The 15,291-nt window shown below is 71.1% G+C and carries 16 protein-coding genes; 7 read left to right on the forward strand and 9 right to left on the reverse strand.

What is annotated here, in order from left to right; all coding sequences use genetic code 11:
• The first annotated feature begins 14 nt into the window (after positions 1–14).
• The 3 genes from ACWEPL_RS09220 to ACWEPL_RS09230 are packed head-to-tail and all read left to right on the forward strand — an operon-like array spanning position 15 to position 1,803.
• Entirely contained in the window at positions 15–1,211 is a 1,197-nt protein-coding gene (locus ACWEPL_RS09220) for a serine hydrolase domain-containing protein (protein WP_452435686.1), read from the forward strand.
• Positions 1,208–1,363 carry a hypothetical protein gene (locus tag ACWEPL_RS09225; protein WP_452435687.1) on the forward strand — a complete coding sequence of 52 codons (156 nt, stop codon included), beginning with the start codon at positions 1,208–1,210 and terminating at the stop codon, positions 1,361–1,363. Before ACWEPL_RS09220 ends, ACWEPL_RS09225 begins: the two co-directional genes overlap by 4 nt.
• A gap of 20 nt (positions 1,364–1,383) precedes the next feature.
• Positions 1,384–1,803 (forward strand): hypothetical protein, encoded by a 420-nt coding sequence (locus ACWEPL_RS09230; protein ID WP_452435688.1) that lies wholly within the window; start codon positions 1,384–1,386, stop codon positions 1,801–1,803.
• 56 nt (positions 1,804–1,859) lie between these two features.
• Here the strand turns inward: ACWEPL_RS09230 and ACWEPL_RS09235 are convergent, their stop codons facing one another.
• Positions 1,860–2,006: a hypothetical protein gene (locus ACWEPL_RS09235; RefSeq protein ID WP_452435689.1), complete on the reverse strand. Its 147-nt coding sequence runs from the start codon at positions 2,004–2,006 to the stop codon at positions 1,860–1,862.
• A 57-nt stretch (positions 2,007–2,063) separates the two neighbouring features.
• Between ACWEPL_RS09235 and ACWEPL_RS09240 the strand changes: the two genes are divergently transcribed.
• Complete coding sequence (locus ACWEPL_RS09240) at positions 2,064–2,675, forward strand: class I SAM-dependent methyltransferase (protein WP_452435690.1); 612 nt, start codon at positions 2,064–2,066, stop codon at positions 2,673–2,675.
• Here the strand turns inward: ACWEPL_RS09240 and ACWEPL_RS09245 are convergent.
• Positions 2,672–4,198 (reverse strand): hypothetical protein, encoded by a 1,527-nt coding sequence (locus ACWEPL_RS09245; RefSeq protein WP_452435691.1) that lies wholly within the window; start codon positions 4,196–4,198, stop codon positions 2,672–2,674. The two genes, ACWEPL_RS09240 and ACWEPL_RS09245, sit on opposite strands and share 4 nt — an antisense overlap.
• A 151-nt stretch (positions 4,199–4,349) precedes the next feature.
• Between ACWEPL_RS09245 and ACWEPL_RS09250 the strand changes: the two genes are divergently transcribed.
• Complete coding sequence (locus ACWEPL_RS09250) at positions 4,350–5,012, forward strand: response regulator transcription factor (RefSeq protein WP_350730873.1); 663 nt, start codon at positions 4,350–4,352, stop codon at positions 5,010–5,012.
• A complete protein-coding gene (locus ACWEPL_RS09255) occupies positions 5,009–6,112 on the forward strand; it encodes a sensor histidine kinase (protein ID WP_452435692.1) in 1,104 nt (367 codons plus the stop codon). Before ACWEPL_RS09250 ends, ACWEPL_RS09255 begins: the two co-directional genes overlap by 4 nt.
• Here ACWEPL_RS09255 and ACWEPL_RS09260 read toward each other — a convergent pair.
• The 6 genes from ACWEPL_RS09260 to ACWEPL_RS09285 all read right to left on the reverse strand — a co-directional run bounded on the left by ACWEPL_RS09260 (position 6,081) and on the right by ACWEPL_RS09285 (position 12,379).
• A complete protein-coding gene (locus ACWEPL_RS09260) occupies positions 6,081–7,244 on the reverse strand; it encodes a DUF418 domain-containing protein (protein ID WP_452435693.1) in 1,164 nt (387 codons plus the stop codon). The genes ACWEPL_RS09255 and ACWEPL_RS09260 overlap by 32 nt on opposite strands.
• 91 nt (positions 7,245–7,335) lie before the next feature.
• Positions 7,336–9,042, reverse strand: a complete 1,707-nt coding sequence (locus ACWEPL_RS09265) for a SpoIIE family protein phosphatase (RefSeq protein WP_363985476.1) — start codon at positions 9,040–9,042, stop codon at positions 7,336–7,338.
• A gap of 154 nt (positions 9,043–9,196) precedes the next feature.
• Positions 9,197–9,559 carry a hypothetical protein gene (locus tag ACWEPL_RS09270; protein ID WP_363985474.1) on the reverse strand — a complete coding sequence of 121 codons (363 nt, stop codon included), beginning with the start codon at positions 9,557–9,559 and terminating at the stop codon, positions 9,197–9,199.
• 303 nt (positions 9,560–9,862) lie between these two features.
• Complete coding sequence (locus ACWEPL_RS09275; protein WP_363985472.1) at positions 9,863–10,426, reverse strand: hypothetical protein; 564 nt, start codon at positions 10,424–10,426, stop codon at positions 9,863–9,865.
• Positions 10,427–10,572: 146 nt separating this feature from the next.
• Positions 10,573–11,742, reverse strand: coding sequence for an MFS transporter (locus ACWEPL_RS09280; protein WP_452435694.1), 1,170 nt, complete (start codon positions 11,740–11,742; stop codon positions 10,573–10,575).
• Between the two features lie 172 nt (positions 11,743–11,914).
• The gene (locus tag ACWEPL_RS09285) at positions 11,915–12,379 is read right to left on the reverse strand and encodes a MarR family winged helix-turn-helix transcriptional regulator (RefSeq protein WP_452435695.1); all 465 of its coding nucleotides are present in this window, start codon (positions 12,377–12,379) and stop codon (positions 11,915–11,917) included.
• An 81-nt stretch (positions 12,380–12,460) separates the two neighbouring features.
• Between ACWEPL_RS09285 and ACWEPL_RS09290 the strand changes: the two genes are divergently transcribed.
• Positions 12,461–12,841 carry an ester cyclase gene (locus ACWEPL_RS09290; RefSeq protein ID WP_452435696.1) on the forward strand — a complete coding sequence of 127 codons (381 nt, stop codon included), beginning with the start codon at positions 12,461–12,463 and terminating at the stop codon, positions 12,839–12,841.
• 277 nt (positions 12,842–13,118) lie between these two features.
• On the opposite strand, the gene ACWEPL_RS09295 is transcribed toward ACWEPL_RS09290, so the two are convergent.
• Positions 13,119–15,200, reverse strand: a complete 2,082-nt coding sequence (locus ACWEPL_RS09295; RefSeq protein WP_452435697.1) for a hypothetical protein — start codon at positions 15,198–15,200, stop codon at positions 13,119–13,121.
• Positions 15,201–15,291: the final 91 nt, after the last annotated feature.

Consider the following 15,291-nt stretch of genomic DNA (forward strand, 5'->3'; position numbering starts at 1 on the left):
GAAGGCGATGACGCATGCCCGAAATCGGCGGAGAGACCGCACCGGGATTCGAAGCAGTACGCGAGGCGTTCGCGGCCGATCTGGCCGGCGAGCCGGAAGCAGGCGCCGCGGTCGGCGTCTACCTGCACGGCCGGAAGGTCGTCGACCTGTGGGGCGGCATCGCCGACCCCGGCACCGGCCGTCCCTGGGAGCGCGACACCCTGCAGCTCGTCTACTCCACCACCAAGGCCGTCACGGCCACCTGCGCCCTTCTGCTGTCCCAGCGGGGCGAGTTGGACCTCGACGCACCCGTGGCGGAGTACTGGCCGGAGTTCGCGGCCAACGGGAAGAAACGCATCCCGGTGCGGTGGCTGCTCACCCACCAGGCCGGGCTACCCGCGATCGACCACCCGATCACCCCGCGGGAGGCGATCGCCTGGGAGCCCATGGTGACCGCGCTGGCGGCCCAGCGCCCGTACTGGGAGCCCGGCACGGACCACGGCTACCACGGGCTCACCTATGGCTGGCTCGTCGGAGAGGTCGTCCGCCGGGTGTCCGGCCGCAGCCTGGGTACATTCCTCGCGGACGAGATCGCCGGCCCGCTCGGACTGGACCTGTGGATCGGGCTGCCGGAGACCGAGCGGCACCGGGTCAGCCGGATCATCGACACCCCGCCCGACTTCCAGGCCATGGCCCGGATCGATCTGAACGCCCTTCCCGAGCCCATGCGCGAGGTCATGACCGCCTTCGCCGACCCCACGTCGTTGACCAGGCGCTCGCTCGCCGTCGTCACGCCCCCGCTGGACCACAACAGGCCGGAGGAGCAGGCCGCCGAGATGCCCGCCACCAACGGCATCTGCACGGCCCGCGCGCTGGCCCGCTTCTACGCCGCGCTCATCGGTGAGGTGGACGGGCACCGCATTCTCTCCCCCGGCACCCTGACCGCCGCGACCGCGGAACAGGCCAGTGGCATCGACCGCATCCTGCGCATGCCCGTCCGCATCGGCACCGGTTTCGGCCTCCCGACGCCGGACGCGTTCTGGTACTCCCCGACCGCCTTCGGATTCCCCGGCCGCGGCGGCTCGCTCGGGTTCGCCGATCCGGAGACCGGTCTCGCCTTCGGTTACGTCATGAACCACGTCCTGGAAGGCGTGCCGGACCTGAGGGCCGCGAACCTTCTCGCCGCGGTCCGGAATGCCCTCGGTGATCTGACCGCGCCGTACGGCAAGTGATCGTCAAGCGTTCTCCAACCACGGTCCCTTATGTTCTGGGCATGCCCAACATCGGTTTAGTTGAGATCATCTTCGCGTTCCTCATCCCCCTGGCGGCTCTCTGGGTCGTCATCTACACGGCCGTACGGGCGGCGATCCGCCACAGCAAGTGACCAAGGCTGGTATTCGACGCATGACGACCTCGCCCGGACAGGGTGACCTGATCGACGACATCCAGGTCCGGCTGGAGAGCTGCGGATGGCAGGCCGAAAGCGGCCAAGGATGGCGCTGGGTCGACCACACGTACCGGAACGACGACGCCACGCTCCGGATCAGGTATCTGCCGGACACCAGCGCGATCCGATTCGATTTCGAATCCGAGGAGCACCTGGCGCGGCTGTCCATCTCCTTCCAGGACTCCCCGGACCGGATTCTCGATCTGATCACCCGCGACCAGTCGTCACTGTCCGAGGAGACCTGGCGGGCCTTCGTCGCTTCGCTGATCGAGCTGTCTCCCCGGGTCCTCTCGCCGGCCGACGAGGACGGCGACGACGAGGTGATCAGCGACCCGGACGAGGGTGCGGCCGCGCTGCGCGAGATCGAGTGGGAGTGAGGAGCCGGCACCTTGCCGAGAGGGTGCGGGGACCGGGCGTACGACGATGGACTGGCTCAGCGGGCGGTGAACGCGACCGCCGCGACCTCGGCGTGGTCGGGGGTGACCTTGAGGCCGACCGGGCCGTTGGGCGCGGGGAACGGCGATCCGGGCACGGGAACCGGCCAGTAGGCGCGGCCGCTCACCCATTTGACTTCAAGCACACTTGAAGTCGTTGACTGGCGATCATGCAGACAGCAGGCACATCTCTCAAGCAACGCGTGATCAGGTACTTGGTGCGCCAGGCGCACCACCCCCGGGGCATCGTCGGGTGGGCGAACGGCCAGATGTTCGCTCATCGCCCCTCCAACCGGCAGCGCAACATCTGGGCGGTGTCGTTGCTGGACGTGCGGCCCACCGACCGGGTGCTCGAGATCGGCTTCGGCCCCGGCATCGCCATCGCCGAGTTCGCCCGGCGCGCCACCCGGGGCCACGTCTTCGGCGTCGACCACTCGCAGGCCATGGTCCGGCAGGCCACCCGTCGCAACGCCGCCGCCGTCCGCGCCCACCGCGTGCGCCTCACGCACGCCTCCGTGGAGCAACTGCCGAGCTTCGGCGAGCCGCTCGACGCCATCCTCGCCGTCAACTCCGTGGGGTTCTGGCCCGACCCGGTGGAACGGCTGAGCGAGCTGCGCCGCCTGCTCCGCCCCGGAGGACGCATCGCGCTCGTCAGCCAGCCCCGCTGCCCCGGTGCCACCCGGGACACCACCGTCCGGGCCGCCCAAGAGCTCCAGGACCTGCTCACCCAGACCGGCTTCACCCATCTGCGGGTCGAGACCCTCGAGCTCGACCCGCCCGTTGCCTGCGTGCTGGCCGACAACCCGCCCTCTTAGGTGAGCGGAAGCTGACCCGGCACTTTCCTGCGGCGTACGGCGATCGCCGCTCCGAGGGCGATGGCCGCATAGCCGCAGGTCACGGCCAGCCCTGCCCACGGCGGGAGCGGGTAGTAGCCCCCGATCAGCGACGGGTCCACGTCCACATGCGCGAACGTGGGGACGCTCTGCGTGATCGCGAACCCGGCGGCAGGGGTGATCATCAGCAGCCATGGCGCCAGGCCCGCGGTCGCCAGCAGGTAGGGCACGACGACCAGCGCGATGGCCAGCCCGATGGCGACGGCGCCCCGCTTGACCAGCGCCGCGAGGCCCAGCGCCAGCACGGCGGCGGTCGCGGTCAGGGCCGCGAAGCCGACGATCACCCGCAACTCGGTCGCCAGGGTGAGCGGCTGGATCGGGTTCTGATTGGCGCGCAACATCGCCAGGCCGACGGGGATCACGACCCCTGAGGCCACCAGCCCCGTCACGAACGCGACCGCGCCGACCACCACGGCCTTGGCCGCCAGCAGCCGCGCCGGATGAGGGGCGGCCGGCGGGCCGGTCCTGATCAGCCCGCGCCGGTGTTCCGCCGTGAAGAAGGTGACCGCCCCCACGAGCACCGGGATCAGCCCCACGGCCCCGCCGATCAGCATGAGGTCGGCGCGCAGGCCGCCCTCCATCGTGGCGGGCCCGATGTCACCGCCCCCGGTCACGATGAGCTTGTCGCCGGACTCGACGACCCCGCCCGGGTGATGCGGGGTCTTGCCGTCGGACTCCATCGAGACGCCGACGTCGTCGCGGCGCCACGAACCGTTCGCACCCTCCAGCGTGATCTGGTCGAAGGTGGCGGTGGCCTGGGCGAAGGCCTTCGCCATGGTCCACAAGGCGCCTGGTGAGGTGGCGAACATCCCGATCTCGACCGTCTCCGGCAGCCCGGTCAGCTTGACCGTGCTGACCTCGGTCCACGCCTTGCCGTCGTCCGACTCGTAGCCGGTGACGGTGTCTCCCGACCTGGTCAGCCGCAGCCACTGGGGGCCGTTGTGCGGACCGCCGGGCACGTCGTGGGTGAAGTTGTACTGCATCCGCACGCCGTGATCGCCGGTGAGCATGACGGCGGCGTACGGTGTGCCCTCCTTGAGGCTCTGCCTGACGAGGAGCCCGGCCTTCGCCCACGGCACCACTCCCTCCTTGACGTTGCGCACCCCGGGTACGGCGTCCGGCAGCCGGATCTGCCCGGTCATGTCCGACACGCGGGCGGTGATGCTGCCGTTCCCCTTGAGGGGCTGGTGCACGAAGTAGTACTTGTCCTTCACCGCCGTGCCGTCGGGTCCCACCAGCGGCGCGGGGCAGGGACCCTCCCCCTTCCCGGTCACGCAGGTGGTGCGGGCGCCCCCGGCGATCAGCAGCCCGAGCGACACGGTGACCAGTACGGAGGCCGCCATGGCGAGCGCCCAGCCGCGCGCGGTGCGGAACTTGGTCCACTCCGCGCGCAGCAACGGCGGGAAACGGTCCTGGCCGGATCGGTGGGGCGTGAATGAACTCATGCCGACGGTTGTACGCGGCACCCGGTTCCAGCAGGGTCGCAGCCGCTGCGACCTGGCTGGAACCGGGCATCTGGCATCGTTGACCCATGGCACCTCGACCCGGCGGCCGGTCCGGCCGCTCTGCCCGCACGACGACCGGCGGTGAACGGCGGTGAGGGTTCTCGTCGTCGAGGACTTCGAGGTCCTCGCCCGCTCCATCGGAACCGGGCTGCGCCGCGAGGGCATGGCCGTCGACGTCGTCCTGGACGGAATCGCGGCCCTCGACCGCCTGGCCGTCACCCGTTACGACGTGGTGATCCTCGACCGGGACCTGCCCGGCGTCCACGGGGACGAGATCTGCCGGCGACTGGCCCACGGCCGCTGTGAGACCCGCGTACTGATGCTCACCGCCTCCGGCACGATCGAGGACCGCGTCGACGGGCTCAGTCTCGGCGCCGACGACTACCTGCCCAAGCCGTTCGCGTTCGCCGAACTGGTCGCCCGCGTCCGTGCCCTGGCCCGCCGTGCCACCCCGCCGCTGCCACCCACCCTGGCCTGCGGGGACATCACCCTCGATCCGGCCCGCCGTATCGCGTTCCGGGCCGGGCGGCGCCTGGAGCTGAGCCCCAGGGAGTTCGCCCTGCTCGAATGCCTGCTCGCCGTGCCCGGCGTGGTCATCTCCGCCGAGGAGCTGCTCGAACGCGTCTGGGACGAGGCCGCCGACCCCTTCAGCAGCGCCGTCAAGCACACCATGCACCGGTTGCGGGCCAAGCTCGGCGACCCGCCCGTGATCGAGACCATCCGCGAAGGCGGCTACCGCATCGGATCGTCATGACCTCCCCGCAACTCGCCAGAAGGTCCTTGCAGACGCGGCTCGCGCTGGCTTACGCGGCGGGCATCTACGCCGCAGGGGTCTTCGTGCTCATCTTCGTCGACGTCCCGCTCGCCGGCATCCACGCGGCCAAACCTGTGGGCCAACCCTCCACAGGCGCGAGCATCGAAACCGGGTCCGGGATCAGCCTGCCCCAGCTCCTCATGGGATCCGCCGTCGCCCTGGTCATTCTCATTCCCGTCGCCCTGGCTCTCGGCTGGTACGTCGCCGGCCGGTTCCTGCATCCGCTGCGCGCCATCACCTCCACCGCCAAGGTCATCTCCGCCGGAGACCTCCACCGGCGCCTCGACCTCGGCGAGCCCACGGACGAGCTGACCGAGCTCGGCCACACCCTCGACGACCTGTTCGCCCGCCTGCAGGCGTCCTTCGACGCCCAACGGCACTTCGTCGCGAACGCCTCCCACGAGCTGCGCACCCCCCTCGCCGGCCTGCGTACCCTCCTCGAAGTCGCCCTCGCCGACCCCGACGCCGACGCCGACACCCTGCGCTCGGCCTGCCAGGAGGCCCTGGCTCTCGGCGGACACCAGGAGCGGCTCGTTCAAGCGCTGCTCGCGCTGGCCACCAGCGAGCGCGGCGTCACCCGCTGGGACACTTTCGACCTCGCCCACGTCGTCGAAGGAGTGCTCGCCTCCCGCCGCGACCAGGCAGCCGAGACGGGCATCGACCTCGCCGAACACCTGACGCCCGCGGTGACGGCCGGGGACCCGAGACTGATCGAAAGCCTCGTCGCCAACCTCATCGACAACGCCATCCGCCACAACCACGCGGACGGGCAGGTGAAGGTCACCACGCAGACCTCCGGCACGCAGGTGGTCCTGACGGTCACCAACAGCGGGCCGGTCATCCCCGACGACCAGATCCAGCGCCTGTTCCAACCCTTCCAGAAACTGGCGCCCGATCGAAACGGTCGCCACGATGGCTACGGTCTCGGCCTCGCCATCGTCAGTGCCGTCACCCGAGCTCACCACGCCACCCTCACCACCCGCGCACGCCCCGAAGGCGGCCTGGCCATCACGGTGCGGTTCGCCAGTCCCCGTTGGTGACGCGGCGCAGGACGTACTCGACCGGTCCGTAGCGGTGCGTACGCAGCCAGCGCGCGCTCAGCCAGAGCAGGACCGTGTAGATCGCCAGGGCCACGCCCATCACGGCGATCGGCGACAGTTTGCCCGCCAGCGCCAGGCCGTACCCGGTGAAGACCAGGCAGCACAGCACCGACTGCCCGACGTAGTTGGAGGCCGCCACCCGACCGGCGGGGGACAGCGCGCGCCCGGCGGCGGGGAAACGCCGGATCACCCGCAGCAGGGTCACCACGTACGCGGCGGCCAGCAGGATCGAGGTCACTGTGGACACCGCCATGCCGGCCAGCTCCCACGTGCCTCCCGCACTGGCCGTCAGCGCGAGCAGGATCCCGCCGGGCAGGCCGAGGCCGAAGCCGATCCACTGGATGCGCGGCGCGAGATGCCACCACCGCTCGGTCTCCTCCAGCAGCCTGGACCTGCCCGCCGCCAGCCCGAACAGGAACATGGCCAGCGCCATCGGCCCCTGGAAGATCCAGACCATCGCGACGAGCGGCGGGTAGAGCTCCAGTTGCAGGGTCAGCACGTCGAGCGGGCTGCCGGTGGCCAGGGCCAGCGTGTGGGCCGCCGCCGCGGTGTCGGCCACCGGAGCCTGGCCGGCCGTCGGGTCGAGGGTGGACAGCCACGCCAGCCCGGTCCACAGCAGGGCCAGTACGCCGACGATGACCGATCCGGTCACGACGGCGGTCTTCGGCCTGATGTCACGCAGCGCGAGCAGGAGCAGGCCGAGCATGGCGTACAGGGTGAGGATGTCCCCGATCCACAGCAGGATCCCGTGTGCCAGGCCGATCACGAACAGGCCCAGGCACCTGCGCAGCGTCCTGGCCCGCACGCTCGCGCCCGCCCGCTCCGCCGAGCGCATCTGCAGCGTGAACGAGTAGCCGAACAGGAACGAGAAGATGATGTAGAACTTGGTCAGCACGAGGGCGGTGATGACCGTGGCCACGGGCCCGTCGGGGATGGGCATGGTGCCGTTGACCGCGTAACCGGGGTCGGCGAAGAAGCCGATGTTGGCCACCAGGATGCCCGCGAGCGCGAAACCGCGCACCACGTCGATCTCGTGGACCCGGCCGGCGAGCGGCGTGCTCACTTGTGTCATGGACCTGAAGCTACGGACGGAGTGCCTGCCGGGGCATCCGACCTTGGTCTGCCTCCGGGCGACTAAAGCAGCACGGGTCCCGCTCTCCGTCTCAGGGGTGGTCCGGGATGCGCACCGTGAGCAGGGCGACGTCGTCGTCGTTGTCCGCGGGGCGGACGCGGTCGATGAGTACGTCGCCCAGCGAGGCGACGGGCCGCTGGGCCATCGAGGCGGCGTACCGGCTCAACCGGGACATCCCCTCGTCCAGCGTCCGGGTCGGGGACTCGATCAGGCCGTCGGTGTAGAGCACCAGCGTGGAGCGGGCCGGCAGGTCGGCGGTGGCGTCGACGCGGACGGTGGGGATACCGGTGCCCAGGAGCAGGTCCTGGCCCTCCTCCAGGAAGCGGGTCCGCCCGTCCCGCTCCACCAGCAGCGGCGGCGGGTGGCCCGCGTTGGTCCAGCGCAGCCGCCATCCGCCGTCGTCGCGGCGCTCCAGCCGGGCGAGGACGGCGGTGGCCATCGTGGTCTCGGCCATGCGGGCCACCGCCTGGTCGAGCCGGTCCACGATGACGCTGGGCGGATCCTGGCCCGCGCCGGCGTAGGCGCGCAGCATGTTGCAGACCTGCGCCATGCCGGCGGCGGCGTCCAGGTCGTGGCCGACCACGTCGCCGATCACCAGGGCGGTGGCGCCGTCGGGCAGGACGAAGGAGTCGTACCAGTCGCCTCCGACCTGCGAGGCGCGGGGCGCGGGCCGGTAGGAGGCGCTCATCTCCAGCCCGGGGACCGACGGCAGCTTGGGGAGCAGGTGGCGCTGCATGGTCTCGGCGACCCGCCGCTGCCGCTCGTACAGGCGGGCGTTGTCCAGCGCCAGGCCCGCCCGGCGGGCGATGTCCTCCACCAGCAGCAGGTCGGCGGTCGTGAACGCCGCCGGCTGCCCGGAACGTCCCAGCGTCAGGGCCCCGACCACGTCCCGCACGCCGCGGATCGGCGCGATGCACGCCGAGTGCATGCCCGTCACCCGGAACAGCTCCTGCTGGGCGACCGCGATGCCCGAGTCGGGAAGCCCCTGGTAGGTCTCCGGGCCCACGAGCGTGGCGGTGACTCCGCGCAGCGCCCGCGACAGGGGCATCGGCGACTCCTGGGGAACGGGCGGCATCGGCCCCTCCAGGTCGTCTCGGTACGTCAGGAGACCGCCCTCGAAGTGGGCGACGGCGGCGCGCGACACCCCGCTCTCCTCGGTGAGCAGGTCGATCACCGCCCAGTCCGCCAGCAGCGGCAGGACCAGGCGTACGAGCTGGCGCAGCGTCTCGTCCACGTCCAGGCTGGCGGTGAGCGTCGTGGTCGTCTCCGCGAGCAGGGCCAGCCGGTCGAGCTGCGACATCGAGGCCGTGGCGCCGGCCGTCTCGTACGGGGCCGGGGCGGGCGACTCGTGGAAGAGCACCAGCGCTCCCGTCCTGCCCTCGTCGAGCCGGCAGGGGGTGACCATCCAGGAGACCCGCATCAGCACGCCGTCGCCGCGTTCGAACCATTCCCCTTCGCCCTGCGCGCTGCCGCCCACGATGAGGGGCTGCCGCATCGCGCACCGGCTGCGCGGCAGGGGCTCGCCGTACTTGCCCCGGTGCAGCAGGTCGTGCGCGTCCCGGCCCAGCAGCTCCTCGACGGGGCGGCCCAGCAGCCGTTCGGCCTGGGCGGTGACCTCCACGATCCGCCCGCGGTCGTCCACCACGTACGCCCCCGCGTCGGAGAGGTCGGGCAGGCGGCACAGCCGCATGCCGTGGGCCGTCCACGATGCCCCGGTATCGCCGGCCGACACGTTCATGGACGGCGCTCCTTCCCTGGTACCGGTGACCTGCTTCGTCACAGGCAGCCTAGAGGAACGCGGCATATGCCCCAGCAAAGTCGTCACGCGCCGTCGGGCCCCGGGCATGGGCCGGCCCCGGTCGACGGACGACCGGGGCCGGGTGCGCCGGACGTCAGTCGGCGCAGATCGCGAAGACGCTGATGCCGACGTCGTTGTAGCCGTCCTGACGGCCGATGCCGATCCAGCCGCGGCCGTCATCGGTGGGGAAGGACCCGACCAGGATCGCCCTGTTGCCGCGGGCCTCGGCGCCACCGCCGAGGACCCTCTTGTTGCCGGGGCAGAAGAGCGTGCGGCGCTGGAAGTTGGGGACGTTGGCGTTGGGGAGGGTGACGAGCTGGTAGCCGGATGGGAGAGCCGACAGGTGGGCGGCCGCCTGGACCGGTGCGGACGCCTGGCTGGCGGCGGCGGTCGTCGTCAGACACGCCCCCGCCGCGATGACGGTGAGGGGGAGGGTCAGGAACCACTTCGACTGCATCGTTCTCCTTCTGTCCTGTCCCCAGACGGCCACGACTCCGGGCAGCGCGCGGCACGCCGGCGATTGCGCGCACTGAGAGTGGTGGTCTGATCACGGGGGGCAAAGGTGCTGACACGATGAGTATCGATGCTATTACTTAGCGTGTCCATACGTATCTGTGTTCGGGTGCGGCACCAGCCCTTTGACCGCCGCCTGAAAGAACGCTCCAACCTGGGACAGTGACCAGACCGATGAGGTGGGCGCGGCGGCGTTCGAGCGGGTGGCGGCGTCCCTGGGGGACGGACCGCCACCCGGCTCCCGCGATCAGCCGCTGTAGGAGATCCAGCCGTATTCGTACTGCGTCCAGCCGTTCTCGTCCCCGCTGTGCCTGCGGCCGGTCATCACCTGGTTGGTGCCGCCCATGGAGGCGTGGTTGTTCTCCCTGACCCAGCCCTCCAGTTGCCTGGGGGTGATCTGCACCGCCTTGCCCTGCCAGAACAGCGCACCGTGGTAGTAGATGGTGTCGCCGTTCTCGTCCCCGTCGTGCCGGATCCCGATGATGGCCTCGTTCGCCGGAGTTTTGTAATCGTGCTGGTTCTCATCCGTCTTGGTGCCCCAGATGTCCCACCTGAGCACCGTGACCTGGACGTTGTCGATGTAGATGCGGCCGCAGGAGAACGTGGTGTCGCCGTTCTCGTCGCCGCGGTGCCCGCGGCCGATCAGCACTTCGTTCGTCGGGCAGTTGAACTTGCTGTTCGACTGTTTCAGGGTCGAGACCTGCCCGGGACGGATCTCGATCGTGGCGGCCGCGGCGGGGCCGGCGGGGACCAAGGTGAGGGCGGCGACGGCCGTCGCCGCCAGCGCGGCCGGCAGAGCCTTCTTGAGCATGTCGTGTCCTTTGAGGAGAGCCTGCGGTAAGCGGAGTCCATGATCGCCGTCACGATGGCGACCGTCGTCCGCCTGTAGGGTGAGCGCAGGTCCGCCTGTACGGTGATCCACCCGCAGTTCCCCGCGAGGGGCCTCCACCGAACGTCTCAGTCGTCGTGGGCGATGAGCATGAGCTGCCGCCACAGCAGCACCACGAACACCGCGGAACCAGCGAAGGCGAACCAGAAAGGCGCCGCGACGCCGAAGCGGGTGGCCAGGACGCCGCCGATCAGCGAGCCGACCACCAGACCGGCGTAGACGCAGATGGCATTGACGCTGCCCACCCGGCCCTGGAGTTCGCGCGGGACCGCGCGCTGGCGGACGGTGACCGAGGTCGTGCCCCAGATGAACGCGTGCGCGCCGAAGGCCAGGAAGATACCCCCGGCGACCCACGGCGAATGGGTCAAGGCCAGGCCCAGGTGGGTGAACGTCTCGATGATGAGTCCGATCCGCATCAGGGCGCCGAGGCTCACCTTGCGGGTGATGGCTCCGTACAGGCCGGTGCCGATCAAGCCGCCGATCCCGCCGATGGTGGTCATCAGGCCGAAGCCGATGGCGCCGAGGCCGAGCTGCTCCTGGGTGTAGAGGACGAGAACCGACCAGGCGGCGCCGAACGTGAAGTTGAAGATCAGGATGGTGAGCGCCAGCGTGCGGACCGCCGCGTGCTGGACGGTCCAGGTGAATCCGGCGATGAGCTCCCGTACGGTGTTGGGCCTGGGATCGTCGGCCTGCCGGCCGTGCGGTGGCAACGTGATCCGGGAGACCAGCACGATCCCCGCCACCACCAGGAGCAGCTGGCTCGCGAACGGCCAGGTCAGGCCGAGGCCGAACAGTGCCGCGCCGATCGGCGGCCCGGCGAGCTGGTTGAGCGTGATGAATCCCGTGCCCAGGCGGGCGTTGGCGATGACGAGATCGTCCTTGCCGACCATCATGGGAGTCAGCGTGGCCGTCGCGTTGTCGGCGAACACCTCGGCGATCGACCGGAGCGTGAGCGCGACCAGCGCCGTCGCCACGGTCACGGTGCCGGTCACCATGAGCGCGACGAGCGCCGCCAGCACCACGGCGCGCACCGCGTTCGCGAGGAGGACGATCCTGCGCCGGTTGTACCGATCCGACAGCACGCCCGCGTACAGGCTGAACATCAGCGGCGGCGCCCAGCCCACCAGGGCCGACAGCGAAATCATCAGCGGGTCGCGGGTCAACGTCGCGATCAGCAGTGGGCCCGCGGCGGCCGCGACTCCGTCACCGAGATTTGTCAGCCAGCTCGAGGCCAGCAACCATCGGAATCCTGTCCCCAGCCGGGCAGGCAGTACTCGCTCAACCACTGTGATCACGAGCGCAAAACCATACGTTGCGAGGGTATTCGCGGCAACGCGTTTTCGCGTCTACGCGCTGTGTGAGGTCACCCGCGCCCGGCGGTGTTCGACGCATCCGGTTGCGTCCCTGATGTCACTCGGCGCGCATGCGTCCGACCTCTGACTGGAAGACCCCCTCCGTCCTGTCCAGGAAGTCGGCGATCAGCTCCAGTTGCTCGTCGGTGTAGCCGTCCATTGCGCCGCGCCACGCCCGTACGAACGGGGCGAACACCGGGCCGACCGCCTGCGCGGCCTCCTGGGTCTGGAGCGTCACCACGACCTTGCGGCGGTCGACGCGGTCGCGCTCGCGCCGTACGTACCCCACCGCCTCGAGCCTGTCGATCACCCCGGTGACGGACGCGGTCGTGATGCCCGCGCGCCTGGCCAGCTCGCTCGCCGTCAGCGGGCCGTCGCTGAGCAGGTTGAGGCAGTGCAGGTCGGTGGTGTTGACGCCGATCCGCTCCGCGGCGCCCTGGCTCATCGCCACCGACAGCGCGTTGGTACGGCGCAGCGCGTCGAGCAGCTGGGCCACGAGCTCGGCGCGCCTTGACATCGCCATCCAAACTCCTTAGCGTTCCAAGTGTTTAGGAAAACTAGAGATATGGTTCTCTAGTGACTAGCCTACCGGAAGGATGGCACGATGAAGGATGTCATCAAGCGCTTCTACGACGAGGTGCTCAACGCCGGTGACCTCGACGTCGCCGACGAGATCGTCGGCCCCGGCTTCGCGCCCCGGGGCGGCGGGGTCGCCGGCCCCGAAGCGCTCAAACAGGTCGCCCGCTACCTCCGCTCGGCGCTGCCCGACCTGCGCTTCGACATCGAGGACCTGATCGCCGAAGGCGACCGGGTGGCCACCCGGTGGACGTTACGGGGCACGCACGAGGGGGACTTCTTCGGTTTCCCGCCCACCGGCAAGCCGCTGGAGGTGCGCGCCTGCGTCATCTTCCGCATGGAGAACGGCAAGGTGGCCGAGATCTGGCCGGTCATCGACTCCAGCTCCCTCGCGGCCGCGAGGCGATGACGTTCTCCGACGGGCGGTCCGGCGCCTGACCGATCATGAACCCAGCGTGCACTCCACCACATGGAACCGAGCTTCCGTCGCACCGCGGACTGGTCGGCCGCCGAGGACCTCACCTCCGTGGTGTTCCTGGAGGCGTGGCGGCGGCGCGGCGAGGTGCGGATCAGCCACGAAAGCAGGAGGGCCCCGAGGGCGGCATCGGCGGCTGATCCAGCTGCTCTCTCGGCTCACCGTCGAACCGCAGGTACGCAACCTCCCGCCCGCCGCACCACGGTCGCGATCATCGCGCATGCCCGCCGACGGCGGCCAGCGCCGCGCGGCAGCGGTCGAGCAACCTCTCGTCCTCGGTGACCTGTGCGGTGCTGTAACCGTCCTCGCGCGCGTTGTGCCGGCGTACGCGGCCCAGTTCGGCGGTCAGCAGCGGGGCCGAGTCCGCCGCGACCGGGCCCAACTCGGCCCAGAGCACGGCGACCCTGCGCCGGGTGTGGACGTTCGTCGTCCACACCCGTTCCAGCACCGGCAGCGCCGGGGCCGGGTCGCCGGTGATCCGCCACAGCGCGTGGGCGGCCGAGAGCACGAGCCAGCCGTACGGGTCCTTGCGGCGGGCCAACCGGCGCAGCCGCGTGCCCTGGGACTTTGTGGCCTGACCCAGTTCGGCCAGGAGGCCGGCCGCGTCGCGCCAGGCGTAGTCGCTGTCGTCGTCGAGACACCGGCCCGCGACCGTGAGGGCCGCGTCTGCGGAGCCGTCGACCTGCCACAAGGCCCGGGCGGCCGGCACCGCGAGCCCGAGGTCCGCTGCGGCGGCGGCCCGGCGGAGGACCGGCAGGCATTCCCCGGCATCGGGGGCGATCGCCGCGAGCGCCACGAGCACGGCCGGGGTGATGGGGCCGCCGAGCAGGTCGGGCAGGGCTTCGGCGGCGGCCGGGCCGATCGCGGCGAGCGCGCGGACGACGCTGTCGCGACGGTGATCGTGCGGGTCGTCGGCGGGCAGGTCGCGCAGGCGGCGCAGGAGCAGCGGCATCAGCGGCGCCGCGCGGGGCCCGAACCCGATCACAAGCTCGCCGGCGTCGCTCGGCATCGGCTCGCGATCGAGGGCCCAGGCCAGCATCGGCAGCGCACGCGGGTCACCCGCCCCGCTGAGAGCCCGCAACGCCGGCGAGACGGTGGGCAGTTCGCGCGACCATTCGATCACCCACGGCAGGTGCGCGTCCGCCTCGGTGTGCGGCAGGGCCCGCCGGGTCGTGGACTCCAGAGCCGCCGCCAGGGCGTCCGCGGCGGGAGCGGTCAGGTCATCCAGATGCTCCAGCACGCCGACCGCCCGCGCTCGCGTGCGCGGGTGCCCATCGCCGATCCGCTCGCCGACCAGACCGATCAGCTTACGGTAGTCACCGCGCCAGCCGTCGACGAGATTGCCCGCCGAGGTCAGGGCGTCCAGGTGACGCTCCCAGTCCTGGGACCGCAGCAGGCCCGTCAGCAGACGCACCCGCTCGTCCACGCGGTCGCCGAAGGACGCGCTCAGGCCGCGCACGAGTGCGTTTGCTCCGGGGGCCCGCCGGCCTTCGTCGCCCTGTTCGCGTAACCGGCGTACGGCACCGATGAGGGTGCCGGTCTCGAAACCGGCGGGCGCGGTGACTGCCGTGCCTGATCCGTACACGGCCGAGAGCATCTCCAACGCGTCGTCGACCACGGCCACCGGCGGCTCGTCCGGCGCGCCGGGCAACGAGGTGAGCTCGGCCAGCGCCACCAGCCGGAGCGGCAGGTCGGGCTCCGCCGCGACGATCCCCGCCAGCCACCCGCGCAGCGCGGGGTCGACGCCTTCCTCGAACCGCGCCAGCGTGCCGGCGGTACGCACGATCGCGCGCCGTACCTCCTCGTCGGTCTCCTCCGCCAGGCGCCCGGGCAGCCGCGTCAGCGCCGCCCGCCGCCGGCGCGTGCAGGCGGGCAGCACCTCGAGCACCGCCCCGCGCACCCGCGGATCCGCGTCCTCCAACAACCGCTCCCACAGCGGGTACGCCGCCTCGACCGCCTCGTTGGCCTTCCGGTACAGCCCGGAAAGTTCGGTGGGGTCCTCCGCCGAACCCATGCTGGCCAGCAGTTCCACGACACCGGGCCGGCCGGGGAGGTCCGGGCGCTCGGCGATGCGCAACAGGAACGGGATCGCCGCGACCGTGCACGGATAGACGTCGCCCTGATGGTGCACCGCGCCGTAGATGCCGTCGAGCGCGCTCTCGCGGACGGCGGGGTCGGGGTCGACCAGGTCACGCAGCAGGCCCGGAACCTCGGCGGCGGACCCATAGGCGTGGCGCATGCGCCCCCAGCGAATCTCGTCCAAGCCGGCGAACAGGTCATCCTCGACTGTCATGGGCAGACATCTTGCCAAAAGGTACGGGCCGCGGGCTCCCGCAAGGCCTGCTCGTGGGCATCTGAGCGGCGGCGTTGCGGCGCACACGCCG

The sequence above is a fragment of the Nonomuraea sp. NPDC004186 genome, from assembly GCF_053603495.1.